Annotated in this window: 29 protein-coding genes; 27 read left to right on the forward strand and 2 right to left on the reverse strand. The window is 70.7% G+C overall.

The features are described from left to right. Nucleotides 1–24: 24 nt before the first annotated feature. The 16 genes from AB0C02_RS28055 to AB0C02_RS28130 all read left to right on the forward strand — a co-directional run bounded on the left by AB0C02_RS28055 (nucleotide 25) and on the right by AB0C02_RS28130 (nucleotide 12,412). On the forward strand, nucleotides 25–213 hold the full coding sequence (locus AB0C02_RS28055) for a hypothetical protein (RefSeq protein WP_357551954.1): 189 nt from the start codon (nucleotides 25–27) through the stop codon (nucleotides 211–213). A gap of 29 nt (nucleotides 214–242) precedes the next feature. Continuing rightward, nucleotides 243–503, forward strand: a complete 261-nt coding sequence (locus AB0C02_RS28060) for a hypothetical protein (RefSeq protein WP_357551955.1) — start codon at nucleotides 243–245, stop codon at nucleotides 501–503. Between the two features lie 101 nt (nucleotides 504–604). Next, nucleotides 605–928 (forward strand): hypothetical protein, encoded by a 324-nt coding sequence (locus tag AB0C02_RS28065; RefSeq protein ID WP_357551956.1) that lies wholly within the window; start codon nucleotides 605–607, stop codon nucleotides 926–928. 517 nt (nucleotides 929–1,445) lie between these two features. Beyond that, a complete protein-coding gene (locus AB0C02_RS28070; protein ID WP_357551957.1) occupies nucleotides 1,446–2,024 on the forward strand; it encodes a hypothetical protein in 579 nt (192 codons plus the stop codon). After that, nucleotides 1,963–3,531, forward strand: coding sequence for a hypothetical protein (locus AB0C02_RS28075; RefSeq protein WP_357551958.1), 1,569 nt, complete (start codon nucleotides 1,963–1,965; stop codon nucleotides 3,529–3,531). Before AB0C02_RS28070 ends, AB0C02_RS28075 begins: the two co-directional genes overlap by 62 nt. Before the next feature lie 52 nt (nucleotides 3,532–3,583). Then, a complete protein-coding gene (locus AB0C02_RS28080; protein WP_357551959.1) occupies nucleotides 3,584–4,897 on the forward strand; it encodes a phage portal protein in 1,314 nt (437 codons plus the stop codon). A 48-nt stretch (nucleotides 4,898–4,945) separates the two neighbouring features. Then, nucleotides 4,946–5,923, forward strand: coding sequence for an HK97 family phage prohead protease (locus AB0C02_RS28085; RefSeq protein ID WP_357551962.1), 978 nt, complete (start codon nucleotides 4,946–4,948; stop codon nucleotides 5,921–5,923). A gap of 9 nt (nucleotides 5,924–5,932) precedes the next feature. Continuing rightward, nucleotides 5,933–7,384, forward strand: a complete 1,452-nt coding sequence (locus AB0C02_RS28090) for a phage major capsid protein (RefSeq protein WP_357551964.1) — start codon at nucleotides 5,933–5,935, stop codon at nucleotides 7,382–7,384. Between the two features lie 65 nt (nucleotides 7,385–7,449). Then, nucleotides 7,450–7,905, forward strand: a complete 456-nt coding sequence (locus tag AB0C02_RS28095; protein ID WP_357551966.1) for a hypothetical protein — start codon at nucleotides 7,450–7,452, stop codon at nucleotides 7,903–7,905. Then, nucleotides 7,898–8,563: a hypothetical protein gene (locus AB0C02_RS28100; RefSeq protein ID WP_357551967.1), complete on the forward strand. Its 666-nt coding sequence runs from the start codon at nucleotides 7,898–7,900 to the stop codon at nucleotides 8,561–8,563. The genes AB0C02_RS28095 and AB0C02_RS28100 overlap by 8 nt, the downstream gene beginning before the upstream one ends. Beyond that, nucleotides 8,556–9,266, forward strand: coding sequence for a hypothetical protein (locus AB0C02_RS28105; protein WP_357551968.1), 711 nt, complete (start codon nucleotides 8,556–8,558; stop codon nucleotides 9,264–9,266). The genes AB0C02_RS28100 and AB0C02_RS28105 overlap by 8 nt, the downstream gene beginning before the upstream one ends. A gap of 3 nt (nucleotides 9,267–9,269) precedes the next feature. Beyond that, nucleotides 9,270–9,674 (forward strand): hypothetical protein, encoded by a 405-nt coding sequence (locus tag AB0C02_RS28110; protein ID WP_357551969.1) that lies wholly within the window; start codon nucleotides 9,270–9,272, stop codon nucleotides 9,672–9,674. A gap of 15 nt (nucleotides 9,675–9,689) precedes the next feature. Then, on the forward strand, nucleotides 9,690–10,760 hold the full coding sequence (locus AB0C02_RS28115) for a hypothetical protein (RefSeq protein ID WP_357551970.1): 1,071 nt from the start codon (nucleotides 9,690–9,692) through the stop codon (nucleotides 10,758–10,760). After that, nucleotides 10,760–11,599, forward strand: a complete 840-nt coding sequence (locus AB0C02_RS28120) for a hypothetical protein (protein ID WP_357551971.1) — start codon at nucleotides 10,760–10,762, stop codon at nucleotides 11,597–11,599. The genes AB0C02_RS28115 and AB0C02_RS28120 overlap by 1 nt, the downstream gene beginning before the upstream one ends. A gap of 19 nt (nucleotides 11,600–11,618) precedes the next feature. Continuing rightward, a complete protein-coding gene (locus tag AB0C02_RS28125; RefSeq protein ID WP_357551973.1) occupies nucleotides 11,619–11,951 on the forward strand; it encodes a hypothetical protein in 333 nt (110 codons plus the stop codon). Then, on the forward strand, nucleotides 11,948–12,412 hold the full coding sequence (locus AB0C02_RS28130) for a hypothetical protein (protein ID WP_357551975.1): 465 nt from the start codon (nucleotides 11,948–11,950) through the stop codon (nucleotides 12,410–12,412). The genes AB0C02_RS28125 and AB0C02_RS28130 overlap by 4 nt, the downstream gene beginning before the upstream one ends. Here AB0C02_RS28130 and AB0C02_RS28135 read toward each other — a convergent pair. Next, nucleotides 12,409–12,762, reverse strand: a complete 354-nt coding sequence (locus AB0C02_RS28135; RefSeq protein ID WP_357551977.1) for a hypothetical protein — start codon at nucleotides 12,760–12,762, stop codon at nucleotides 12,409–12,411. The two genes, AB0C02_RS28130 and AB0C02_RS28135, sit on opposite strands and share 4 nt — an antisense overlap. A 66-nt stretch (nucleotides 12,763–12,828) precedes the next feature. Here AB0C02_RS28135 and AB0C02_RS28140 point away from each other — a divergent pair, with 66 nt between their 5' ends. The 9 genes from AB0C02_RS28140 (at nucleotide 12,829) to AB0C02_RS28180 (ending at nucleotide 22,493) form a co-directional block, all read left to right on the forward strand. Next, nucleotides 12,829–13,251: a hypothetical protein gene (locus AB0C02_RS28140; protein WP_357551979.1), complete on the forward strand. Its 423-nt coding sequence runs from the start codon at nucleotides 12,829–12,831 to the stop codon at nucleotides 13,249–13,251. A gap of 14 nt (nucleotides 13,252–13,265) precedes the next feature. Beyond that, nucleotides 13,266–13,769, forward strand: a complete 504-nt coding sequence (locus tag AB0C02_RS28145) for a hypothetical protein (protein WP_357551981.1) — start codon at nucleotides 13,266–13,268, stop codon at nucleotides 13,767–13,769. Next, on the forward strand, nucleotides 13,766–14,341 hold the full coding sequence (locus AB0C02_RS28150; RefSeq protein WP_357551982.1) for a hypothetical protein: 576 nt from the start codon (nucleotides 13,766–13,768) through the stop codon (nucleotides 14,339–14,341). Before AB0C02_RS28145 ends, AB0C02_RS28150 begins: the two co-directional genes overlap by 4 nt. 44 nt (nucleotides 14,342–14,385) lie before the next feature. After that, a complete protein-coding gene (locus AB0C02_RS28155; protein WP_357551983.1) occupies nucleotides 14,386–14,634 on the forward strand; it encodes a hypothetical protein in 249 nt (82 codons plus the stop codon). Between the two features lie 2 nt (nucleotides 14,635–14,636). Beyond that, a complete protein-coding gene (locus tag AB0C02_RS28160; RefSeq protein WP_357551986.1) occupies nucleotides 14,637–17,387 on the forward strand; it encodes a phage tail tape measure protein in 2,751 nt (916 codons plus the stop codon). 44 nt (nucleotides 17,388–17,431) lie between these two features. After that, on the forward strand, nucleotides 17,432–18,253 hold the full coding sequence (locus AB0C02_RS28165; protein WP_357551988.1) for a hypothetical protein: 822 nt from the start codon (nucleotides 17,432–17,434) through the stop codon (nucleotides 18,251–18,253). Between the two features lie 168 nt (nucleotides 18,254–18,421). Then, nucleotides 18,422–19,321 (forward strand): hypothetical protein, encoded by a 900-nt coding sequence (locus AB0C02_RS28170; RefSeq protein WP_357551990.1) that lies wholly within the window; start codon nucleotides 18,422–18,424, stop codon nucleotides 19,319–19,321. After that, nucleotides 19,318–21,738, forward strand: a complete 2,421-nt coding sequence (locus AB0C02_RS28175) for an alkaline phosphatase D family protein (protein WP_357551992.1) — start codon at nucleotides 19,318–19,320, stop codon at nucleotides 21,736–21,738. Before AB0C02_RS28170 ends, AB0C02_RS28175 begins: the two co-directional genes overlap by 4 nt. After that, on the forward strand, nucleotides 21,729–22,493 hold the full coding sequence (locus tag AB0C02_RS28180) for a hypothetical protein (RefSeq protein ID WP_357551993.1): 765 nt from the start codon (nucleotides 21,729–21,731) through the stop codon (nucleotides 22,491–22,493). The genes AB0C02_RS28175 and AB0C02_RS28180 overlap by 10 nt, the downstream gene beginning before the upstream one ends. Before the next feature lies 1 nt (nucleotide 22,494). Here the strand turns inward: AB0C02_RS28180 and AB0C02_RS28185 are convergent, their stop codons facing one another. After that, complete coding sequence (locus AB0C02_RS28185) at nucleotides 22,495–22,908, reverse strand: hypothetical protein (RefSeq protein ID WP_357551994.1); 414 nt, start codon at nucleotides 22,906–22,908, stop codon at nucleotides 22,495–22,497. Between the two features lie 67 nt (nucleotides 22,909–22,975). Between AB0C02_RS28185 and AB0C02_RS28190 the strand changes: the two genes are divergently transcribed. Further along, nucleotides 22,976–23,848, forward strand: a complete 873-nt coding sequence (locus AB0C02_RS28190; RefSeq protein WP_357551995.1) for a hypothetical protein — start codon at nucleotides 22,976–22,978, stop codon at nucleotides 23,846–23,848. Nucleotides 23,849–23,852: 4 nt separating this feature from the next. Next, nucleotides 23,853–24,317: a hypothetical protein gene (locus AB0C02_RS28195; protein ID WP_357551997.1), complete on the forward strand. Its 465-nt coding sequence runs from the start codon at nucleotides 23,853–23,855 to the stop codon at nucleotides 24,315–24,317. Nucleotide 24,318 lies beyond the last annotated feature (1 nt).

Genomic DNA, 24,318 nt, shown 5'->3' on the forward strand with positions numbered 1-24,318 from the left:
GCACCGCACCCGAGAGGACTGACCATGGCCGACCAGCCCGACCAGACCACCCCCACCGAGGTCACCATCAGCAGCCCCGGCGTCACCGTCACACTCAAGGCCCACGCCCCGCTACCCGAAGTCACCGACCGAGCCGAGCAAATCCACGAACGGGCCGTCCGGCGGCACGCCGACGCCACCCGGCTGCCCGAAGGGCACGGCGGACACCTGTGACCATCGACCGGCCGAGGGAGAATGAACCCGTGACCAGCCTGCACCGCATCGCCGGCCGCCAGTACGGCACCGCCCGAGCCATCGCCGCCGCCCTCGGCCCAGACGTCACCGTCGACATGATCCGCAAATGGGCCGACCCCGACCGCGAAACCAACCCCATCACCCGCATCCGCGTAGGTCACAACGTCTACTACCCGCTCGACGAAGCCCAAGAGAAGGAAGCCGAGAAGTACCTCTCCGGCCGCGGACGGCCCCGCCGACTTGACGAACCGATCATGGCCGCCGCATGATTTGTCCACACACCTGATCTAGGCGAACTCTGCCCACGGCCCGGAGCTGCGATACGCGCCCGGGCCGTTCGCATACCCAAGGCGGTTCCACCATGGACACCATGACGGCCGACACCACCACCCCCAGCCAGACCGACATCGCCACCTGGCTCCGCGACACCGGCCGACCCGACACCTGGGCCGCCAGCCTCACCGGCCTGCCCTGGGCCTACATCCGGCCCGTCTGCGAGATCGCCGCCAACACCAGCGTCCACCCGATCGCTGCCCTCAGCGTCGCCGCCACCTACAGCCAAGACCTGGCGTTCCGTGCCGCCGCGGCCGCGCATCTCGCCAAGCACGGGGCCAGCGAAACCAGCGGGCCCAACCGGGCAGAGAGGCGGGCCAACAAACGGCGGGGCCAGCAGTCCGGGGCCCGCCGCAAGTAGGGCCCCCCACCAGCCTGGCCCCCGCCCACCCGGCCCCACCCTGGCACTGGACGCGACACCAACCAGCAGCGACCAGCGCAGGCGAGGTGACGACAATGCCCCGCACCAACACCGGCACCACCACCCAACGCGGCCTGGGCTGGGAGCACCAGCGGGCACGGGCCCAACTTCTCCCAAGGGCCTACGGCACCCCATGCCCCTACTGCCACCAGCTGATGCTTCGCGGACAAGATCTCGATCTCGATCACGCGACACCGCGAGCGCTCGGCGGAGCAGGCCCACGCCGCATGACCCATGCCAGCTGCAACCGCAGCGCAGGCGCGCAACTCGGCGCGCAACTACGACGAGCACGACGCTCAGCATCACGAACAGTCACGACGACCGAGCGACATTCGCGAGCGTGGTGACGGAGGGTAACCCAGGGGGGAGGGGTCCCCACGGGAGATCAACAACCCCTGACCCGCCCACGCATCAGGGGGATCTCCCCCCGCAACGGTGATCTTGCGGAGGTGCCCCCGTGGCCGACTACACGGTGACGGAGCGTGTTCGCCGTCATCGGGCGCACAAAAACGGTGATCACGGCCTGTGTCTGCCTGGCCGGGAGGACTGCGTTCCACCGCCGGTGGAGGTGCCGTCGAGTGGTCCGACCGTTACAGGTGACGACCCGCCCGCGGCGCCGACCGGGCTGCGGGAGCGGGGCGCGCGGCTGTGGGCGGCGACCGTGGCGGAGATGCCGGGGATGACGGTCGGCGACCTGGTGTTGCTGGAGGAGGCGTGCCGCACGGCGGACCGCCTGGACCGGCTGGACGCGCTTCTGCACGGCCGTGACGCGATGTGGGTGCGGCTGCGGCAGGCCCGCGCCGGCGAGCAGGTGACGCTCGTGGTCGACCAGGTGCTGACGGAATCGCGGCAGCAGCAGGCGGCGCTGGCCCGGATGTTGCAGCAGCTGGGCCGCGGCCGCCGCCCGGCGCCGGCGCGAGGCGGTCAGGTCCCGCTGACGGCGGGCAACTCGGAGGGCGGTGAGGTTCGTGCCAGTGGCGTCGCTGACCTCACCGCTCGGATTGACGCTGCGCGGCGCGCGCAAGCCGCGGGTTGAGACCCACCCGGAGTACGTCGGCAGCTTCGGGGCAGAGGCTGCTGAGCTGATGGTCCGGGCTGGCCGGCCGTTGGATGACTGGCAGCAGGACTCGGGCTCGCTGATCCTCGCGGTCCGCGGCGACGGCAAGTGGGCCTGCTTCGAGTACTGCGAGTGGGTAACCCGTCAGAACGGCAAGGGCGGCATCCTGGAAGCCCGAGCCCTGGCCGGGTTTTTGTTGTTGGGCGAGCAGCTGATCATGTGGTCGGCTCACGAGTACAAGACCGCGATGGAGGCGTTCCGGCGGGTCCGGGCGCTGATCAAGGCGCTGGGCCGGCAGGTCGGGGACAACGAGAACCTGTTCGAGTTCGACAAGGTCGACGAGAGCGGGCAGCCGGCCACCTTCTTCGTGAAGATCAATAACACGAACGGGGAAGAGGGCTTCGAGCGGCTCGACACCGAGGCGCGTATCAAGTTCATCGCCCGCAGCAAGGGCTCCGGCCGCGGATTCTCCGGCAACTGCAACATCATCGACGAGGCGTTCGCGCTCACCGTCGACCAGCACCAGGCGCTGCTGTACACGGTCTCCGCCATCCCGAACGCGCAGATCATCTACGCCAGTTCGCCGCCGCTGACCGGCGACACCGGCGCGGTGATGTACGCGCTGCGGCGCCGCGGCGACCCGACCGCGCCGCGTACCAGCGAGGACGGGCCGTGGGAGCAGGACCCGTCCCTCGGCTACCGCGACTATGGCCTCGGCGGGGATCTCGACTGCCTAGACGGCATCGACCTCGACGACAAAGCGAACTGGGCTGCAACGAACCCGTCGCTGGAAATCCGAAGATCGAATGGCACTGGTCAGACGATCGAAGGCATTGACCGGGAGAAGCGGGCTGCGGCGGCCGACCTGCCGGGCTGGGCGCGGGAGCGGCTGGGGATTTGGCCGCGGCAGATCGGCGGCAACGACGGCGGCTGGCGGGTCATCACCGAACCGCAGTGGCTGGCACGCCTGGACCTGCAGGCGGTCATGGGCGACCCGCACGTCCTGGCGGCACAGATCGACCCCGAACGGGAGTGGGCCGGGATCGTCGCCGCCGGGCCGCGGGTGGCCGGGGGCCGTGTGCTGGACGTCGTCGACGTGGTGCCCGCCGGGTTGGCGATCAGCCGGCTCGCGGAACTGGCGGCCCGTCACTCCCCGGTGGCGATCGTGTGCGGCGACAAGGCGTTGGGCGACGCGGCCGAGGGCAGAGGGCTGCGGATCATCCGGGCCGGCACCAGTGATTTGGCCGCGGCGGCGGGCACGTTCTACGACGCGGTGGCGGGCGCCGCTCCGGACGTGTGGCAGCTGGGCCAGGCGCAGATGACCGCCGCGGTGCGCCAGCTGGCGAAGCGGACGGCTGGCGACCGGTGGCGGTGGGACGAGTCGACGCCGGGCGCCTATCTGGTGACGGCGGGATCTCTTGCGCTGTGGGCGCTGGGCACGCCGCGCCTGCACACACCGAGCCAGACGCCATTCGCGCTGACCTGATGGAGGGAGGGCCGGCTGAGTGACCTCCTTCGAGCAGCAGCGTGGTCTGTGGGTGCCGGACGGCGCCCAGTCGAGCCGTAGCAGCTTGTCGATGCAGGATTTCGCGGACCTGTTCAGCTTCAACGGATCCGCGTACCCGTTCCTACAGACGTCGATGGGCGCGCTGAACGAGGAAGCCATCGGCGCGACGCTGTCGCAGGTCGCCAGGAGCAACGGCCCGGTGTTCGGTCTGACGCAGGCCCGGTTGCAGCTGTTCATCCAGGCCCGGTTTCAGTGGACGCACTTCGTGGGTGGCGCCCCGACGGACCTGTTCGGGTCGCCGGAGTTGCGGGTGCTGGAGCGGCCGTGGCCGGGCGCGACGACCGCGCACCTGCTGGCGCGGATGGAGCTGGACGGCACCACGGCCGGCAACGGCTTCTACCGTCGCCTGCGGCGGAGGCGGGAGTCGCGGGTGGTGCGGCTGCGTCCGGAGTGGACCTACATCGTGATGGGCTCCGAGGAGGACGAGGAGCGGCCGGAAGAGGCGGCCGACGTCGAGCTGCTCGGCTACGCGTACAAGCCGCCGAACGGCAAGATGCAGGTGTTCATGCCGGACGAGGTGGCGCACTACGCTCCGCTGCCCGACCCAGACGGAGTCTTCCTGGGCATGAGCTGGTTGACGCCGGTGATCCGGGACATCAGCGGCGACAACCTGATGACCGACCACAAGCGGGCGTTTTTGCGCAATGCGGCGACGCCGAACATGGTCATCCGGTTCGATCCCGGCATCTCGTTGCAGGCCGTCAAGGACTTTCGCGAGGTCTTCGAGGCCGAACACCAGGGTGCGTGGAACGCCTACAAGACGCTCTATCTGGGCGGCGGCGCGGACGCGACGGCCGTTGGCGCGGACATGAAGCAGCTGGATTTCGCGGTCGTGCAGGGTAAGGCGGAGTCGCGGTTGGCCTCGGCCGCCGGCGTGCCACCCAGCTGGGTCGGATTCAGCGAGGGCCTGCAGGGCAGCGCGTTGAACGCGGGCAACTTCACGGCCGCGCGGCGCCGGTTGTCCGACGGCACGCTGCAACACCTGTGGACGCACGCCGCGGCGGCCCTGGAGGTGCTGCTCGACCGGCCCGACGAGGGCGCGAGCCTGTGGCCGGCAACGAAGGGCATTCCATTCCTTCATATGGATGCCCAGGACGCGGCCAATGTGCAGCACAAGGAGTCGCAGACGATCACTGCGTTGGTCCGTGACGGCTTCACGGCCGAGTCGGCGATCGCCGCGGTGCAGACCTCGGACTGGTCGCGGCTCGTGCACACCGGCTACGTGTCGGTGCAGCTTCAGACCCCCGGCGAGGGGGACCCCAATCCGCCGGCGAACGGCGGCTGAAGGCCAGGACGGCGCCCCGGGCGGGTGCCGCGAGGGAGGTAGTGCGAGATGACCACGATGACCGGGGTGGACCCTCGCCAGGTTCTCCGCTCGCAGGTCCGCACCCAGTTCTTCGAGTTCCGCGCGGCGGAGCCCGGCGACGGCGAACCGAACGACGGGCGGACGCTGCGCGGGTACGGGGCCGTTTTCGACCAGCCGACCGTGATCGAGTCGTATGCCGGCTCGTTCGAGGAGGTCGTCAAGCGGGGTGCGTTCAGGAAGACCCTGCGCGAGCGGACTCCGGTGATGCAGTTCGATCACGGCAACGACAAGAGGGTCGGCAGCGTCCCGATCGCGGAGATCAAGGAGCTGTACGAGGACGACGAGGGTCTGTTCACCAGGGCGCGACTCTTCCCGAACGACGTGGTGGAGCCGATCCGCCAGGCGGTCGAGGGCAAGGCCATCCGTGGCATGAGCTTCAAGTTCCGGGTCATGCAGGACCGCTGGGTCGACCGGGACGGGAAGAAGATCCGCGACGACGAGCTGGCCGGCCTGCTGGAGGATCCGGGTGAGCGGGGTCCGATCCGCAGGGAGATCACCGAGGTGCAGCTCTTCGAGCTCGGCCCGGTGGTGTTCCCGGCGTATACGCAGACCAGCGTCGGCGTGCGGTCGTTGCCGGCCGGCTCGCCGTTCGATCCCAACGCCCTCGCACTGCGCGGCGTCATCGCCCAGTTCGGCCTCGACGCCCGCTGCATCAAACGGCACCTGGGCGTCTTCGACGCCGACGCGCGCCGCGCCCTGGCCGACGAGATCGCCGAGACGTTCCCCGAGCTCGCGGAGGTGCTCGCGGCCCGCGCCGCCACCCCGCCGCCCGTCGACGAGCCGGCCACCGCGCCGGCGCCGGCCGAAGAGCCGGACACCACGACTTCTGTCGAGCCGGCCCCGACGGCCACTCGGCAGCGCACCACCACCGAGCCGGTAGCGCGCCACTCGGTCCCCACCCTGCGGGAGGCCCCCAGTTGGTACCTCCCGCGTACCAGTCGTTAGGAGAGAAAGATGGCGGAGGAAATCCGCAGCCTGGAGGACCGCGAGGCGCGCATCGGTGAGATCGACCAGCGCCTGGCGGAGCTGGACGAGCAGTACGCCGACGAGCTCATGCCGGACAACGTCCGCGACGAATGGAACTCGCTCAACTCGGAGCGCGACGAGCACGCCGCCACGGTGGCGGAGCTACGTGCCCGGCGGGAGCGGCTCGGCTCCCTCGCCTCGCGCGGTCGCAGCACCGAGCGGGCGGCAACGGACACGCCGGCGTTCGTGCGGCAGCGCGGCACCGACGAGATCTACGACATCCCGGCGGCCCGGTTCGCGTCCGGGTCGGACGAGGAGTTCAGGGACCGGCTCCACGACAACGCCCGACGGGTGATCGAGCGCAGCGCGTTCCCGGGGCAGCGGCGTGAGCACTGCCAGGAGCGGGCGACGGAGCTGCTCGACACGGTCGACGACTCGCGGGGTGCCCTGGCCCGGCGGATCATCACCACCGGCAGCCCGGTGTACGAGCGGGCGTTCGGCAAGGCGGTGCTCGCGCGGTCGACGAACGGGCTGAGCCACGACGAGCAGCGGGCGCTGTCGCTCGGCTCCGACCCGGACGGCGGGTATGCGGTGCCGTACCAGCTCGACCCGACGGTCATCCTGACCGACGGGGGCAGCACGAACCCGCTGCGGCAGATCAGCCGCGTGGAGCCGATCGTCGGCAAGGAGTGGCAGGGTCTGACCAGCGACGGCGTGATCGCGACGCGTACGCCGGAGGTCGGAGAGGCCACCGACGGGGCGCCCACGTTCGACCAGCCGACCGTCAGGCCCTCGGCGGTGCACGTGTTCGTGCCGTTCAGCATGGACGTCGACTACGACTGGCCGCGGCTGCGTAATGAGCTATCGCGGATGTTCCAGCGGGCGAAGGACAACGAGGAGGCCACCTCCTTCATCTCCGGCGACGGGCAGCGGATCGCCGGCGGTGGGGACAAGCCTCAGGGCATCGTGGCCGGGCTGCCGTCCGAGTCGGAGGTGCTCGATGGTGGGGCGTTCACCAGCGAGGTCCTCGACGACATGGAGGCCGGCGACAACGGCCTGGACCCGGACTGGCGGGCCAACGCCCGCTGGCTCGGCAACAAGTCGATCTACAACCTGATCCGCCACTTCGACACCGCTGGCGGCGCGGACCTGTGGACGCGAATCGGTGACGGTCTGCCGCCGCGGCTGCTCGACTACCCGGTGGCCGAGGCTTCGCGGATGTCGGGCCGCCCGACCGGCCGGTACCTGGTGTTCGGTGACTTCGGCGAGTACCTGATCGTCGACCGGGTGGGCATGAGCGTCGAGCTGGTGCCGCACATCTTCGGTTCGGCGCGGCGGATGCCGACCGGTCAGCGGGGCATCTACGCCCGCTGGCGTAACAGCAGCAAGATCCTCGTTCCCGAGGCGTTCCGGGTGCTCAAGGCGGGCCCCGCTTCCTGATCCCGTGCCGGCCGGCACTCACCGGTGGGGTGCCGGCCGGACTGATCATGTGAGGAGGTCGCCCGGTGGGTGATCTGGTTGTGGCCCGCACGTCGGGCGTGGTGATGATGGACGGGCGTCGGCATCCGATCCGACGGGGTGCGACGATCGCCCGGGCCGAGCACCCGATCGTGACGGACAACCCGAGGCTGTGGGAGCCGCTGCGGGTGCACTACGACGTGGTCGAGGCGGAGCCGGAGACGGAGGCCGTCGACGAGCAGGCCGAGTCAACCCTGGTCGTGGCGGATCCGCCGGTGCAGGTCGAGTCGGGTGGGGTGGAGCAGGCGACTGCGGCGCCCGGCGAGCTGCGGGACGTGCAGCTGCCCGGGCCGAAGCGTCCGCCGACGTCGGGCCCCGGGTCCGGGGTGGAGGCGTGGCGGCGGTACGCGGCCGAGGTGACGGGTACGCCGGTGGAGCAGTGGGCGGGGAAGAGCCGCGAGGACATCATCAAGGCCCTCGCCGTCGAGAGCGTCGGTGAGTGACGCGTCGACCTGGTCAATCCTGATCCCGACCATCAGTCAGCGCGCTGACCTGTTCCGTCGGCTGCTGGACGTGCTGCTGCCGCAGCTCGACGAGCACGGCGGCAGGGTTCGGGTGCTGGCCTGGTGGAACAACGGGCACCCGTCGCTGCCGGAGATCCGCCAGGCGCTGGTGCGGGACGCGGGCACCGACTACGTCAGCTTCGTCGATGACGACGACCTGGTCGTGGGCGACTTCGTCGGTGCCATCGTTGCGGCCCTGGCCAGCCGTCCGGATCATGTCGGGTACCAGGTCGCGTACCACGTTGACGGTGAGCTGAAAGAGATCTGTGACCACAGCCTGCGGCACCGCCGCTGGTACCGGGACCGGGTCAATGGCCTGTGCCGCGATGTCACCCACCTAGACCCGATCCGCCGCGATCTGGCCCTGCGGGCGGACTTCCGTCAGGCGCGGCGTGGCCATGCCGAGGACCGGGTGTGGGTTGCGCAGGTGCGCCGATTTCTGCGCACGGAGGAGTACATCCCCCGGGTGCTGTACCACTACCTGTGGTCGGAGACGGGGAGCGCGTGGCAGCGTCCCGACCGGCTCCAGGCGGTCGGTGCCCGGCCGGTAGTGGATCACCCATACTTCGCGTGGCATCCGGAGTGCGCGGATGGCTGACCTGCTGGTGATCGTGCCCTCGCGGGGGCGGCCGGAGTCGGTGGGCCGAATGGTGAAGGCGTGGACACGGACGGGGGCGTACGACGACGGCGCCGAACTGATGTTTGCCGTCGACCGCGACGACCCCACCTATGACGTCTACATGGCCGAGATCGCCTGGGCGTTGCCGGGCACGCTGGGCACCTACCAGGCCGAGGCGTGGATGCCGATGGTGCACAAGCTGAACGCCGCCGTCGTCGACACGCTCGCGGCCGTGCCTGGCCTGCCGGCGTTGGGGTTCGCCGGCGACGACCATCTGCCGCGCACGCCCGGCTGGGCGAAGCGGTACGTCGACGAGCTGCGCCAGCTCGGCAGCGGCATCGTGTACGGCGACGACGGCTACCAGGGCGAGCGGCTGCCCACCCAGTGGGCGATGACCGCCGACATCGTCCAGGCGCTGGGCCGGATGGTGCCGGCCCCGGTCGAGCACCTGTACTGCGACAACGCGGTGCTGGACCTCGGCCGGGCCGCCGCATGCATTCGGTACCTGCCGGACGTGCTGATCGAGCACATGCATCCGGTCGCCGGCAAGGCACCAGATGACGACCAGTATCGGCGGGTCAACGGCCGCGACCAGTACGCCCGGGACCACCGGGCCTACCAGCGGTGGCGACGGGACGGCCTGCGTGCGGATGCGGCGCGAGTCCGCGATTTGAGGAGGTAGACCATGGCCATCCGACTCCCTGCGGCGTCCCGCAATGCGGCGGTGGACGCGATCACCGCAAGGTTGTCCGGCGGCACGATCGAGGTCCGCACCGGTGCCCAGCCGGCCAGCGCCGGCGATACGCCCACCGGCACGCTGCTCGCCACGTTCGCGCTCAACGCGCCGGCCTTCTCGGTCGCGTCGGGCGGCGCGGCCGCGCTCGCGGTCTCCCCGCAGCCGGAGGCGATCGGCGAAGCGGCCGGTACGGCTGGCTGGTGGAGGGCCAAGGACGGCAGCGGCGCGACCGTCATGGACGGGTCATGCACCGCCACCGGTGGTGGCGGTGATCTGACCCTCAACACCGCCACCGTCAGCGTCGGCCTGGCGCTGCGGCTGACGGGCGGCACTGTCACGATGCCCGCTGGCTGACCCGGGGAGGTCGATGTGGCGGTCACCGTCGTCGCCGTCACCTCGGGTACCACGGGGGCCGGCACCATCAGCACACCGATCGCCACGGCGTTCCCAGCAGACTGGAAACCTGGCGACCATGCCGTGCTGTTCGGGCACTCGTCCGGCACCGCACTGACGCTTACCCCGTCCGCTGGCTGGCCGGCACCGCCGGCACCGACGTGGCCGGTCGCCGAGGGCAGCAACTCCCGGCTGTACGCCTGGGTGCGGCAGCTGCAGGCCGGCGACACCCCGCCGACGTTGACGCCGTCCGGCGCGATCACGTGCGGCTGGACGATGGTCGTGCTGCGGGGCGGCGACAGCATCGCCCAGGTCGCGGTGAGCACCGCCGCCAGCAGCCCGCTGACCCTGCCGACGCTGACGGGGGTGGCCGCCGGGTCAATGCTGGTGGCCGCGGCGCACTGCCGGGTCGGCAGCGGCACGATCCCCACGACCGTCGCGCTGGACGCGGTGGCCTACACGTCGGCGGCCCCGTGGTCAACGAGCCGGCCTACCGCGAATGCGAACATCCGCGCGGCAGCCGGTACCCGGCTGATCGGCTTGGCTGGCACGTATGGCGGCGAGCAGGTCACCAGCGACGTCACCGGGTCAATGATCGGGGCGCTGGTCGCGGTGTCGGCGGCCGCCACCGGGACGGATGCGGCCCTCGCCGCGACCCTGCCGGCGCTCGCCGCCACGATCGCCGCCGGGGCCAGCGGTCACGGCAGCATCGCCGCGGTCCTGCCGGCGCTCACCGGAGCCGCCAGCGGTGAATCCAACGGCCGCAGCAACCTCGCTGTGGCGCTGCCCGCGCTGGCCGGGCAGTTCGCCGGCGACGCCGTAGCCGACGTCGCGGCCGCCGCCGTCCTGCCGGCCCTGACCGGAGCAATCGCAGGTCAGGCCGACGCATCGGCCAGCCTGGTCGGGGTGCTGCCGGCGCTGCGGGCCTCGGTCACTGCTGCCGACGGCCGGCCGGTGCTGCGTGGCAAGGCCGGGCTGGGGGTGCGGACCGGTGCCGGGGCATCGGCTGGGCTGCGGGCCGGGCCGACTGCGAGAGGGAGTGTGTGATGGCGTACGACCTGGGTGCCACGGTGCCGCTGGGCGTGGATGTGCGCGACTCGGCCGGCAACCTGGTGAATGCGGACTCGGTCACCCTGACCGTGACCCTGCCCGACGGCAGCGCGGTGGCGCCGGAGGTGGATTCGCCGGTTGAGGCGGGCCGCTACTCCTGCGACTTCGTGCCGTCGATGCCTGGCCGGCATGTGGTTCGGTGGACGACGTCCGGCCCGGCAACCGCGTTCGTCGACGTGTTCCACGCAATTCCTGACGGTTTCGAGGCGATCGTCGGCCTGGCCGAGACGAAGCGGCACCTGAACATTCCGGCCGACGACGACCAGGACGACGAGGAACTGCGCGGCTTCATCCTCTCCGCGTCCATGGTCGTCGAGGACGTTGTCGGGGTGGTCGCCCGCCGCGCGATCACCGAGAAGGCGTCCGGGGGCGGCCGGCACATCGTGCTGGAGAAGCCGCCGGTGCTCGAGGTGGTGGAGGTCCGCGTCGACGGCGTCCTGGTCGACTCGGGCGAGTACACGGGGTCGCCATCGGGGCTGCTGGCACACAGGAACGGCTGCTGGCCGGCGGGGCTGCGGAACGTCGAGGTCACCTACCTGGCGGGCAAGACGGTAGTGCCGCCGAACATCATCGACGCGACGCTGGAGCTGATCCGGATCAACTGGAGGCCCCAGGCCGGCGGCAACTACAGCGCGTTCGATGGCGGCCGGAATGACGACTTCGGCAACGCCGGTCTCGAGGCCAGCCTGCAGGGCAACCTGCGGCTCGGGTTCTTCGTCCCGAACACGGTGGTCCAACGATTGGCCCCGGACCAGCGCGGGCCGGTGGTGCTGTGACGAACATCAGGGAGGGCGCGTGAACCGCTACACCGCTACCGGCGTCCTGGCGGACATGCGCGAGGGCCGTCGGGTTCTCGTGCTCTCCCCGACGCGCACTATCGCCCGCCTCGCGTTTGCCGAGGTGGTGCAGTTCGCGCTCCCCGGCGAGCGGGTGCGCCGCGCCAATGGGGAAGAGGGGATCTGGGTTGAGGACGGCCCGGGGCGGGTCCTGTTCCGCACTGTTCGTTCCGTGCGCGGGCTGGCTGTCGATGTGTTGGTCTTCGACTTCGACCCACCGGGCCCGATCGAGCTGGAATCCGTCTGGCCGGTCCTGAACGGCTCTCCGATCGGTGAGGTGATTCGGCCGTGAGCAGCAGCGTCCCGGCCGCGCTGGACTACCTGGCTCGCGAGATCCGCGCGCTCGGCCCGGTCAAGGCTGCGAAGGTGCCCGTCTCCGACGGGTGGCCCAACAAGCGGGGTGACCGGCTGATCGCGCTCGGCGTGGTACCCGAGGACGAAGACAGCAGCGTGCTCGTCTCGTACGCCGAGCTGTCCCGCGAGGAGTACGAGTCTGTCGAGGTGCCGTGCATCGTCGTGGCCCGCTGCGGCGGCGCTAACGCTGCGGCAGATGCCCGCAGGCAGGCGTACGAGCTGTTCGACGCGATCGCCGAGCTGGTGCGCCGGGACCGTCGGCTGGGCGACGCCGTCAAGCCGGGCCTGCCGGCGCGGATCGTCCGGGCCGCAATGTCGCAGACGTCGGATGTGCGGCAGGCCGGTGAGGGCCGGGTGTGCGAGATCCGGTTTGCGTTGACCTGGCAGCACCGCGGCTAGCTGAGGATCGCGAACCCGACAACCAGGACCACGACGAGGAAGACCAGCGCGCCGGCCACGCTTGCGGGCGTCCACTGCGACTGCGGTTGCGGTTGCGGCTCCGGTTCACCGGGCGCGCGGCCGGGGTCGCGGACGTACCCCTGGCTCTCCATGCCGGCGATCGCGCCGAGCGCTGCAGCCGGGGTGTCGAACGCGTATTCGGCGTGGGGGCTACCGCCCTTGCGGACCCAGTAGACGGCGACGTGCCACCTATCGTCGCGCCGACTGGCCTCGAACCGGGTGCCTGACGGGTGGACCCACACCCCGTTCGGCACCTCAGGTGACTCGGCGTGCGCGCTGGTGTCGTCCATGCCCGCGAACGCTACAAGCCCCACTCAACCCACCACAGGGGGTGATCGGCCATGCCTGCAGTCGGATTGGACGCATTCGGCCAGGTCGTCGTCGACCTGAGGGCCATCCCCCGAGATGTGCGCAAAGACCTGCGACCCGCGCTGAAGGCGACCGGTGACCGCGTCGCCCAGGACGCCCGGGCACGCGCGTCCTGGTCGTCGCGGATCCCTGGGGCGATCGGCGTACGGGTGCTGTACGGCGCCAAGCCCGGGGTGGTCGTCAGGGTGAACCGCAAACGGGCGCCGCACGCTCGCCCCTACGAGGGCATCAGCGCCCGGATGGGCAGCGCGGCCACCTTCAGGCACCCGTTCTTCGGCAACCGGGACCGCTGGTACAGCCAAAAGACCCGCCCGTTTCTGGAGCCCGCGGCCAAGGCGCATGGCGCCGAGGTGCGTGAGGACATCAAGCAGGTCGTCGAGCAGGCCGCCCGGCGCCACGGATTCCACTGAGCAAGGAGAGTGCTATGGCACCGCAGCCCCTGAAGCCCACTAGGCGGTACATCGCGCCTGAGGTGACCACGGTCTACTGGGCGAAGACCGTCGCCGATATCAACGCGCCGACCCGCACCGAGCTGGACGCGACCACGTCGAAGGACCTGTCGCCGGAGATCGCGGCGATGAGCGGGTGGGAGGTGTCCGCGGACCGGGTGGCCGTCCCGGACCTCGGCACCCGCAAGACGGGTCGGATCAGCGGTCGGGTCAACCCGGGCGACGCGCAGATCAGTTTCTACGCCAGCGAGGACACCGACGACGTGCGGAAGGTCATCAAGCGCGGTGACCGCGGCGTCGTGTGCATCCTCGACGGCGGAGACGTCGCCGGTCAGGCGATGCGGCCGTTCGAGGTCGAGGTCAGCTCGGTCACGCCGACGGTCGACGTCGCCGGCAGCGAGGGTGCCCGCGTCGTGATCGACTTCAGCATCAACGGCTGGGGCGAGGGCGTCGAAGTCCCTGCGGCCGGCGGCGCGTGAGCCGGAAGAGTCAGCGGGACCGGCTGTTGGGCCGGTCCCGCCCGTCTCTGCCGTACCCGCTGCTGGTCGACCCGGACGGTGCGGCCCGGGCCCGAGAGCGGCTGGAGCGGGCACAGGTGGTCGCCCGGCAGGCCCGCCTCACCGGCCGGGACCAGGACGCCGCCGAGGCGGAGCTGGTGGCGGCCGGCGAGGAACTGGCCGGCTGCTACGAGACGATCGTTCTCCGCGCTCTGCCAATGCGGGGAGAGGTGACGGTCGAAAAGCTGATCGCCGCACACCCGCCCACTCAGAAGCAGATGGCCCAGGCCAAGACGGACCGGGACGAGGCGCAGCAGCGAGGCGAGAAGCCGCCGGACTGGCCGTCCTGGGACGACGACACGTACCGGCCGGCGCTGCTGGCGGCGACCGCCGAGAGCGACATGACCGCCGACGACTGGACGGACATGCTCGCCGAGCGGATGTCGACGGGCGAGGTCGCCGGCCTGTGGGCGGCGTGCCTCGCGATCAACTCCAGTGCTCGGGCAACCGATGCGGTGGTGCTCCCAAAAGGCTGGATCAGGACGAGCAACTAGCCCTTGAGCTGGACGTCAGTCGCGCTTACCAGATCCCGCACTCCGTGTTCCTCGCATGGAGCAAGGACGACAGGGACAAGGCGATCTGGCAGTACGCGCGGGAGCAGTCCCGGTGCCGGGGCTGCGGCACCCGCTCCGACGAGTGGTCGCCGGATGCCGGTGGTGACCGGAACGCGTACCTGGCGGTGGTGGACCGCTGCCGCGGCTGCGAGGTGAAGCAAGCCGAGCAGGACCGGATCAAGGACAAGCGGCTGGGGTTCGGCGCATTCGTGCGCCTGCGACGGAGGGGGTAGCGGTGAGCGAAAAGGACCTTAGCTACCGGCTCTCCGCGGATCCTCGGGAGTTCGAGCGCGGTTTCAAGTCCGCCGAGGCCTCAGCGCGAGCGATGGAGCGGGAGCTGGCCCGGCTGGAGCGGGAGCAGGCCAAGGTCGACGCCGCGATGGACAAGGTCGGCGCCGCGTTCCTCGCTGGCGGTGCGGCGATCGCCGCCGGCCTGGTCGTGGCCGCGAAGGCGGCGGTCGACTGGGAGACCGCGTGGGTGGGCGTATCGCGGTTCCTCTCTGGCAGCCCGCAGCAGCTGGCCGATCTGGAGGGCCAGCTGCGGCAGCTGGCCCGCGTTCTGCCGCAGACCCACCAGGAGATCGCCGGCGTCGCCGCGGCTGCCGCGCAGCTCGGCGTCGCCAAGGAGGACATCGCCAAGTTCACCAAGGTCATGATCGACCTTGGTGTCTCCACCGACCTGAGCAGCACGCAAGCCGCTTTCGCGCTCGCCCGAATGATGAACATCATGCAGACGGCGCCGGAGGACGTCGACCGGCTCGGTGCCTCCATCGTCGCCCTCGGCAACAATTTCGCGGCGATGGAATCCGAGATCACGGAGATGGGTCTGCGCATCGCCGGTGCCGGTCGCACGGTGCGCATGTCCGAGGCCGACGTGGTGGGATTCGCCGCGGCCCTGGCTGCCGTTGGTGTCGAGGCCGAGGCGGGCGGTTCGGCGATCTCCCGCGCGTTCATCACCATCGAGCAGGCGGTGCGGTCCGGCGGCGACAAGCTGGAACTGTTCGCCCGGGTCTCCGGCATGTCTGCAGACCAGTTCCGCCAGGCGTGGCAGCAGGACGCCGCCCGGGCGACCGCCGCGTTCACCGCTGGCCTCGGGCGGATGCAGGAGGCCGGTGGCGACGTCTTCGGGACGCTGAACAAACTTGGCCTGTCGGAGATCCGGCTGCGGGACGCGCTGCTGCGTCTTGCAGGCGCCGGGGATCTGGTGACCCGGGCGCTGGATACGGCGAACGCTGGCTGGGACGAGAACGTCGCGCTGCTGGAGACGGCGAACCGGCGGTACGCGACGGTCGAGGCGCGGATGGCGATCGCCCGGAACAACCTGAACGAGTTCGCGATCGACCTCGGGCAGACGTTCCTGCCGGCTCTCGGCAAGGGGGCCGACCTGGTCGCCAACCTCGGGGCCGTGTTTGCTGATTTGCCTGGGCCTGTGAAGACGCTGATCGCGCTGCTCGGGCTGGCGGCGGCTGGCATCCTGCTGACCGGCGGCGCCGCCATGATCGCGGTGCCGCGTATCGCGGCGATGAAGACCGCGCTCGACCAGCTGGCGATGGCTGAGGGTCGGCTGGCGGCGGCCGCCGTCAAGACGACCGGCGCCCTCGGCAAGGTCGGATCCCTCCTCGCCGGCCCGTGGGGCATCGCTATCGGTGTCGCCGTCACCGCTCTCGCCGCATTCGCGGTCGCCCAGGCGAAGGCGCGCGGCCGGGCGCGCGAGCTCTCCCAGACCCTCGACGAACAGACCGGAGCCATAACGCAAGATACGGCGCTGTGGATCGCCAACGAGCTGGCCCAGCGTGGCGCCATCGACAAGGCCGAAAAGCTCGGCATCTCGGCGGCCGACCTCACCGCCGCTGTGCTCGGCGAGGCCGACGCGGTCGAGCGGGTCAACGCGAAGCTCGATGAAGCGAAGGTCCGCCACCAGGGTCACTACCGCGAGACGGAGAAATCGAGGACGGCCGCCAAGGCGCTGCAGCGCGCGATGAGCGAGCTTGGCGGCGACCTGGACCGGGCGCGCGAGCTGCACGACCGGCTCACCAAGGCGACCGAAGGCACGAGTGGTGCGACGGAGAAGCTCGAACCGGCGACCCAGCAGCTGGCTGACAAGCTCGGTTTGACCGCGGATCAGGCCAAGGATCTGTCCGGCGCTATCGATGACCTGGACAAGCAGCTGCGGACCATGCTCGACGGGATGTTCGGGCTGGAAGAGGCCCAGGATGCCGCCGTGCGTGCCATGAAGCGCATGGTCACAGAGGCGAAGAAGAACAAGGGCGCCCTCGACGGCAACAGTGAGGCGGCGCTGACGAACCGGGACAACGTCCGGAAGCTGATCGCCGAGCACATGAAGCAGATCAGCGCCCTCGCCCAGACCGGGGCCAGTAGCGAAACCCTGACGTCGAAGACGGCGGAGTTGCGCGACCAGTTCGTCAAGCAGGCGCTGCAGGCCGGTCTGACGAAGGAGGCGGTGCTCGAGTACGCGAGGGCGTACGACAACGTGCCGGACATCGTGACGACCACCGCGGTGGCTAGTACGGACGAGGCGCAGCGCCGGACCGAGGCGTTGATCGAGGAGTTTAAGCGGCTCGACGGGCGGGTGGTTCGGGTGACGGTGCAGGTCACAGCGAAGGGCGACTACCACCTGATCGGGCAGGGCACCCAGCTGAAGGGCTTCGCCGGCGGCGGCCGGATTGAGGGCCTGCCGGGCCCGCCGGGTGTCGACAGCGGGCTGATCGCGGCCGCCAACGGGGAGCACGTGCTGACCGCGGCCGAGGTGCGGGCGGCCGGCGGCCACCAGGCGATCGAGCAGTGGCGGGCCGGGCTGCTGCGCGGCACGGCGGCGATGCAGCCGGCGCCACGGCCGGCCGCGGCAGGCGGTTCGTCGACGGCGGCGGGGATCACGGTGGAGCAGATGACCGTGCAGGCCTGGAGTGAGCGTTTCTCCTTGGCGCAGATCGAGGGTGAGCTGCTGATGTACGGGGCGTCGGCCTGATGGCGGCGCTGGCTGAAGGTCAGTGGGAGCTCCGAGGCCTGGTCATGGGGCCCGGAACCCGGTACCGGATCGCGGACGACACCAACCCGTGGCAGTCGCAGGTGCGGGCCGATCAGGGCGGGGCCCGGGCCTGGGCGCACGGGAGCTGGTCCGGTGCGGAGTGGGCCGCCGAGCGGGTCGTGCCCATGCGGATCCTGGTCGACGCCGGCCGCGACGACGTCGGCGCGGCGCTAGATCTGCGGCACGCCCTGGCGGCCGCGTTCGCCCCGGTCACGACCGGGCCGGACGTGCCGCTGCGGTGGCGGCAGGGTGGCCGCGAGTACCAGCTTTTCGTCCGCCCTCGGATGGCGGAGCCGGATTTGAGCCTGCTCGGCGCCGGCCGCATGTGGGTCCGGTGCGCGGCGGTCGCCGTGGACCCGCGGATCTACAGCGCTACGGAGCGCGTCACCGCACCGCTGGGCGCTCCGGTGTATACCGGCGGTCTGCGGGTGCCGTTCAGGGTGCCGTTCAGGCTCGTCACGCAGCAGACGGCTGGTATCGCCACGGCGGTCAACGCTGGTCTCGCGCCGGCCGGGCTGCGGCTGCGATTCGCCGGCCCGTCGCCGCAGCCTCGGGTGACGGTGCAGTGGCCGGACGGCACCCGGCGGCAGCTGCGGGTCGCGTTGACGCTGGCGGCCGGGGAGTGGCTGGACGTCGACACGGAGGCGCGGACGGCGCTACTCAACGGCGATCCGACCAACTCCCGGCGGGCGGATGTCACGGGCGACTGGCCGCTGCTGGCGCCCGGTAGCAACACGCTGCGGTACGCGGCGGCGGAGTGGGCCAGCGGCACGGTGACCGGGCGCTGGTGGGACACATGGTGGTGAGGAGGATCCAGGGTGACTAGTCCGCTGTGGATGAATGCTGATGGGCCGACTGCCCCGCCGGAGTACCGGGCGGCTGAGCTGCGCCGTAGTTTCGGTTTGCTTTTGACGAAGGCGGGCGCGGGCTTCCGGTTCGGGTCCCGGTCGGGTGTGCACCCAGCCGGGGCGGACGTGCTCACCCTCACCGGCTTCACGCTGAATGTCGCGAGTTTCCAGGCGGTGGTGTACGCCGGGGCGGGCGGGATCAGCGCGCCGTACATCGGGCATTCGCAGTCGCACACGCGCACGGTGCCGGCCGCCAGCGCGCAGCCGCGCCGGGATATCTGCGTGGTCAGGGTGTGGGATGACGACGAGGACTCGACGGGCCAGAAGAAGCTCGATACGGAGTACGTCTCGGGGGTGCCGGCGGCCTCGCCGAGCAAGCCGCCGCTGCCGTCGGGCTCGTTCGAGCTGGGCGTCATCGACGTCCCGGCTGTTGGCGGCGGCAATCCGACGTTGACCTACACCAGCCCGTGGGTGGTGGCCACCGGCGGGATCTTGCCAGTCCGCAATCCTGGCGAGCTGCCCACGACCTTGGTGTACGAGGGCTCGTACGCTGATGTCCGGTCGACCAAGGAGCTTCGGCGCTGGTCGGGGAGCGCGTGGCAGACGGTGGCGCAGGTGCCGGCCGGGCACGACACGTACGAGCCGGTGGTGACCGGGCACGGCGGCGCAACGTTCTCGACCCGCACTGGTGTCTGGTTGCGGCGGAACGATGGACTGGTGTGGTTCTGCGCTTACCTGTCTGTAAGCGCATCCGGATCTGGGTCGAACACCGTGACGATCACCGCGCCGACCGGCATCTACCGGACGGTCCGCCAGGTCGTGCACGGCCACCTGGAGGGCCTGGCCTCTCCCGGTTTGCGGTACTGCTCTGCCGTGTCGTTCACCGGCGGAAGCGGGGCCGTGTGGGACCGGATCCGGATGGACACCGGAACCGGCTCCAACAGCCTGACCAATCTCACCGGCGCGGATCTGGTCAGCGGCACGCTGGTGACCGTCTCGGGCTCCTACCTGGAGGGCCCGTCGTGACCGTCGTCAATGCGTGGGTGGGTGCCGTCACTCCCACCTCGTTCCGGGTCGTCACCAAGATCACGGGTACGGCTGCTCGGCTCGCCGTGGCCACCAACTCCGGCCTCACCAACCCGACCTACTACGGGCCGGTGACGGCGACCGCGCAGGGCATCGCGTCCCTGACCGCGTCCGGGCTCAGCCCGAACAAACGGTACTGGTGGGGCATCTCCGAGGACGGCGGCGCGGTCCCCAAGCTCACGTCGGGGCAGTGCCGCACCTTCCCCGTCACCGGCGAGCCGGCGTCGTTCAGCTTCATCGCGTCCGGGGACGCCGGGCACACTCCGCAGTACCCCGGGATCGGGTCGGTGCTCGCCAGCAGCAGGCAGTCCAACCACCCCGTGTTCGACACCATCAGGCAGCAGGACCCGCTGTTCTTCGCCCATCTCGGGGACCTGCACTACTACGACCTCGGGTCGGGCAAGCACGGGATCAGCGGCGGCGCGTCCATGACCAACTACAGGCGCGCGATCGACGACGTGCTGCTGCAGCAGCGACAGCACGACCTGTACCGCAACGTGCCGCTGGTCTATATCTATGATGATCACGACTACGGCCCCAACGACTCGGACCGCACCGCTCCCGGCCGAGCGAACGTGATGAGGACCTACCGGGAACGGGTGCCGCACTACCCGCTACCCAGCGAAGACGGAATCTTCCACTCCTTCCAGGTCGGCCGGGTCCTGTTCGTGGCCGCCGACAGCCGGGCGAACCGCGACCCCAACTCGACCAAGGACGGGCCGGCCAAGACCATGCTCGGCTCGGCGCAGATCGCCTGGCTGGAGCAGCTCCTGAGCCGCTCCTCCGCGTCCGCGCTGTGCTGGCTGATGCAGGTCCAATGGATCAGCGGATTCGAAGACAGCTGGGGCGGATTCCGATACGAGCAGGGCGAACTCAAGCAGCTCCTGGGCGACACGGGCTGGCTGGACCGCATGTGGATGATCAACGCCGACAAACACGCGCTGGGCATCGACACCGGCACCAACAACCGCTGGGGACGATTCCCCATCTTCCTGAGCGCGTCCCTGGACGCCGGTGGCAGCGACAACACCGGCAACTACGACCGCGGCGTCTCCGGCGGCCGCAACCGCTACACAACGTTCAACGTCCAGGACCAGGGCGACCGGATCACCGTCACCGGCACCGCCATGATCGGCAAGACGCCGTGGCGTGCCCACACATTCTCGATCCTCGTCAGCACCCCACCGCCAAGCCCAGGCCCGGATCCGGCTCCCGAGCCGGATCCGGAGTTCCCGCCGGCGCCGCCGCTCAGCCCGGCCACCCTCACCGACCGGATCGAGTGGCTGGGATGCGACCTCGTGTCCGGGCGGGTCATCGCCGAGCTGCCCGACCTGACGGGCACCGTGTCCCGGGTGCTGGGCGCATACACGTCGTCGTCGCTGTCGATGCCCATTCCCACGGCCGGGCCGGCCGCGCTGGGGTCGCTGGCGATCCAGGCGACCCAGCCGGGGGTGACGATGATCGTGTGCGTCGCCAACGGCGTCCCCGTATGGGGTGGCATCGTCCTGGTCCGCGATGGTGGGACCGACGCTGACCTTCGGCTCGGGTGCGTCAGCCTGGAGGGCTATTTGGATGCCCGCTACGTTGGCGATCACACCTGGGCGCAGCGGGACGAGGTGAGGGTTATCGCCGCAGGCCTGGCCGGCGACGCGATGGTTGAAGGCATCGGCCTCGACGTCGACGCCCGAGCGTCCGGGGTGCTGCGGGACCGCAGCTACACGGGACGTGACGACGCGACGGTGTACTCCCGGCTGCGGGAGCTGATGGCCGTTGAGGGCGGGCCGGAGTGGACGATTGATGTGGACTGGGCGGACGCGGCAAAGACGCGGGTAGCGAAGATCCTGCGGGTCGGGAAGCGGATCGGCGTCGCGGCCGGGCAGGCACAGCCGCGGGCCGTGTGGACCAGCGGCGGGGCGTCGGATCTCCGGTACCGGCTCTCGGAGGACTACAGCAACGGCAAGGGCGCCAACCACGTCGTGGCGACGAGCAGCGGTGAGGGTGATGAGCGGCCGCAGTCGGCGCCGGCGCGGGACATCCTGCCCGGCTGGCCGCGCTGGGAACGCAGGTGGTCTCCCAGCTCGTCGATCACTGAGCAGAGCACTCTGGACGCGCACGCGCGGTCCGAGCTCGCGCTGCGCCGCGACGGCGCGGTCACCGTGTCCCTCGACACCCGCTTCAGCGCCTACCCGCGCCTGGGCCTGGACTGGCGGTTAGGCGACGACGGCCGCGCCGAGCTGCAAGGCCACCGACACCCGGGCGGCCTGGTCCGGACCGGCCGGATCATCGGCTGGGAGCTGGACACCAGGGCCGGGCGGGCTAGGCCGATCCTGTGGGGAGGTGGCGATTCGTGGCTTTGATCGGCGACCAAGCCATCAGCCCGGCCGACATCATGCGGCGCCTGCGGGACGTGGAGCGGCTGGTGCGGGAAGGGGCCGCTGGGCGGCGGCTGGAGGCGTCGTCCGTAGGCCAGGGCGGGCTATCCGTCAAGGACGGCGGCAGCATGCGGGTCATCGACCGGGACGGCTCGGTGCTGTCGCGGATCGGTGACCTGGGCGGCGGGGTGCGCGGCACGTGGATCGCCCGCGCCGGCGGCGAGCCAGCGTTCGGTGTCTACGGCACTGGTGTGGGCGATGACGTCGGGTTCGCCGGCCTCTACGACCGGTCCGGGCAGTACGTCGTCACGGACGACGCGCAGTCCGGCCGCGGCCTGGCCCGCCCGTACATCCCGATCCCGCACGGGGAGGTCAGCCCGCCGACGACCAGCACCGGGTCAACCTCGTTCGTCACCATGGCGGAGGGGTTGACCGCCATCCAGCACCCGGTGCTGCTGGTGTACGGCCTGGCGATGTGCTCCGCGGGTACGGCCGGTGAGGTGCGGGTGTCGCTGGACGATCCCGGCCCGGTGGGGCCTGTGGAGTCGATCGCGGCCGGCGCCTACAGGTTCTTTTACCTCGGCCCGTTCGCCATGCCGTACAGCGGCGAATACGGGATGCTGCACACCATCCAGATTCAGGCCAGGCGGACAGCTGGGACAGGCACGATCGGCGTCCGGGTGCTGTCCATCCTGGGCCTGGAGTCGTCCTGGGCTCCGTCGGAGTCGGAGCCGGAGTGAGCTAGTCGTCGGTGGGCCGATCCTGGCCGAAGATCGGCGGCTCCGGGAGCGGCTGGCCGGGGCTGGGCGGCGGCACTCGGTCGGGCTGCCGGCCGTCGACGCTTCCAGTCTCGCCGCCGCCGGGCGGCTCCTCGGTGGGATCCGGCTCGGGCTCGGTCACGGTCGGCCTCCTGGTGGGTTTCTTCGTCGGCGCCGCGGTTGGCGCGGTCGCGGTCGGGCTCGCCTCGTCGCTCGGCGTCGGGCCGGCCTGCTCGGCCGCCGGCGTCTCGAGGGACTCATCCGACACCGTAACCGGCTGCTGCTGTGCGGGCCGGTCGGAGCCGACCATCGCTGCGGCGGCCACACCGCCGACCACCACCACGGCGGCGATACCGGCGCAGAGCACGGCCAGGCGCTGGGTTGCTGATCTGGTCATGCGGTCCAGTGTGGCCCGTCGATGCCACTCCGGGCGTCATCCATCTGACCATGTGTGAGGAGCCACTATGACCCGTGCGCCCGACAATCTGCTCGCCGCCCGCACCCTGCTGCTGGACTGCCTCGGCCCGCACGGCCTTCAGCGGGACGCCGTCGGCATCGTCGGCGACGCCAACCACCGGGGCGGCTACCACTGCGGCAGTGACCGGGTGGTGGACCGTGACTATTCGGTGGTGGAGTCGTCCCGAGACTCCTCCGGGCTGACCGACCACGCGTCCGGCCTGGACGTCGGCAAGTTCTCGGTCCGGTCCGGCGGCGCCACGCACACCCTGCAGACGTTATCCACCTGGTGCGTCGAGCAGTGCGTCGCCGGCGCCGCCGACACCAAGGACATCCGGGAGATCATCTACTCCCCCGACGGCAAGACGGTGAAGCGCTGGGACCGGCTGGGCATCCGGAAGACCGGTGACAGCAGCCACCTGATCCACACCCACTTCAGCTTCTTCCGCGACGCGATCAAGGCGGGCCGGGACCAGACGCCGCTGTTCCGCCGCTACCTCACGACCATCGGCCTGCTCAAGGCCCCATCCCTGGAGGACGACATGGCGCTGAGCGCTGAGGACCGGGCTGCGCTCGCGGCCCTGCACGCCGACGTCCGCAAGATCCTGACCGGCAACTTGACGGTCGGGACCAGCGGAGCGCCGGAGAACGCGCTGCTGTACTGGGTCCGCAGCATCGCCGACGCGCAGGACCCGACGGTCCGCAAGGCGTACCCGACGTGGGTGCCGTCGGGTCCGGGCCTCAAGCAGCTCGCCGAGCAGGTCGCTCAGCTGCGCGGCCAGGTCGAGACGCTCGCCAAGCAGCAGCCGGCGGCGGGCGAGCTGGACTACGACCGGCTCGCCCAGGCGCTGCTGCGGCAGATGATCGCGGGCGGGAAGTAGACCAATGGACCCCGCGGTCCTGTCCGCCCTCATCGGCGCCGGCGGCGTCATCGTCGGCGGCCTGGTCACCGGCCCGGCCGTCGCGAAGGTGCTCGGCCGGCGCATGGAAGAAGCGCAGAGGTTGCAGGTGCAAAGCCAGGCGGAGCAGGTCCGCGCGCAGACTGAGGCGATCCGCCAGGGCATCTACGAGCAGCTCACCACCGACCTGCGTTCGGAGATCGACCGGCTGAAGACTGAGCTGGCCGATGCGCGGCAGTCGCTGCGGATCACCTCCGACGAGGCGGAGCGGCTCCGCGCTCGGGTGCTGGAGTTGGAGTCGCGGGTGGCGGAGCTGACCACCGTGCAGGCGGAGCGGGATCGGCTGCGCTCGGATGTCGCGGCGCGGGACGCGACGATCCACGAGCTGCAGCGGCAGGTCGGCGATCTGAAGGCGCAGCTGGCGTCAGCTATGGCCACGCCAGCATCCTGAC

Origin of the sequence: Micromonospora sp. NPDC048999 (assembly GCF_040649295.1) — a bacterium.
Classification (GTDB): domain Bacteria; phylum Actinomycetota; class Actinomycetes; order Mycobacteriales; family Micromonosporaceae; genus Micromonospora.

Bases quoted from the DNA above. Each gene is read 5' to 3' on its own strand.
- AB0C02_RS28055 (WP_357551954.1), top strand. From the start codon at position 25: ATGGCCGACCAGCCCGACCAGACCACCCCCACCGAGGTCACCATCAGC.
- AB0C02_RS28165 (WP_357551988.1), top strand. From the start codon at position 17,432: ATGGGGCCCGGAACCCGGTACCGGATCGCGGACGACACCAACCCGTGG.
- AB0C02_RS28120 (WP_357551971.1), top strand. From the start codon at position 10,760: ATGGCGTACGACCTGGGTGCCACGGTGCCGCTGGGCGTGGATGTGCGC.
- AB0C02_RS28105 (WP_357551968.1), top strand. From the start codon at position 8,556: ATGGCTGACCTGCTGGTGATCGTGCCCTCGCGGGGGCGGCCGGAGTCG.
- AB0C02_RS28145 (WP_357551981.1), top strand. From the start codon at position 13,266: ATGGCACCGCAGCCCCTGAAGCCCACTAGGCGGTACATCGCGCCTGAG.
- AB0C02_RS28085 (WP_357551962.1), top strand. From the start codon at position 4,946: ATGACCACGATGACCGGGGTGGACCCTCGCCAGGTTCTCCGCTCGCAG.
- AB0C02_RS28185 (WP_357551994.1), bottom strand. From the start codon at position 22,908: ATGACCAGATCAGCAACCCAGCGCCTGGCCGTGCTCTGCGCCGGTATC.
- AB0C02_RS28090 (WP_357551964.1), top strand. From the start codon at position 5,933: ATGGCGGAGGAAATCCGCAGCCTGGAGGACCGCGAGGCGCGCATCGGT.
- AB0C02_RS28190 (WP_357551995.1), top strand. From the start codon at position 22,976: ATGACCCGTGCGCCCGACAATCTGCTCGCCGCCCGCACCCTGCTGCTG.
- AB0C02_RS28110 (WP_357551969.1), top strand. From the start codon at position 9,270: ATGGCCATCCGACTCCCTGCGGCGTCCCGCAATGCGGCGGTGGACGCG.
- AB0C02_RS28135 (WP_357551977.1), bottom strand. From the start codon at position 12,762: ATGGACGACACCAGCGCGCACGCCGAGTCACCTGAGGTGCCGAACGGG.
- AB0C02_RS28195 (WP_357551997.1), top strand. From the start codon at position 23,853: ATGGACCCCGCGGTCCTGTCCGCCCTCATCGGCGCCGGCGGCGTCATC.
- AB0C02_RS28065 (WP_357551956.1), top strand. From the start codon at position 605: ATGACGGCCGACACCACCACCCCCAGCCAGACCGACATCGCCACCTGG.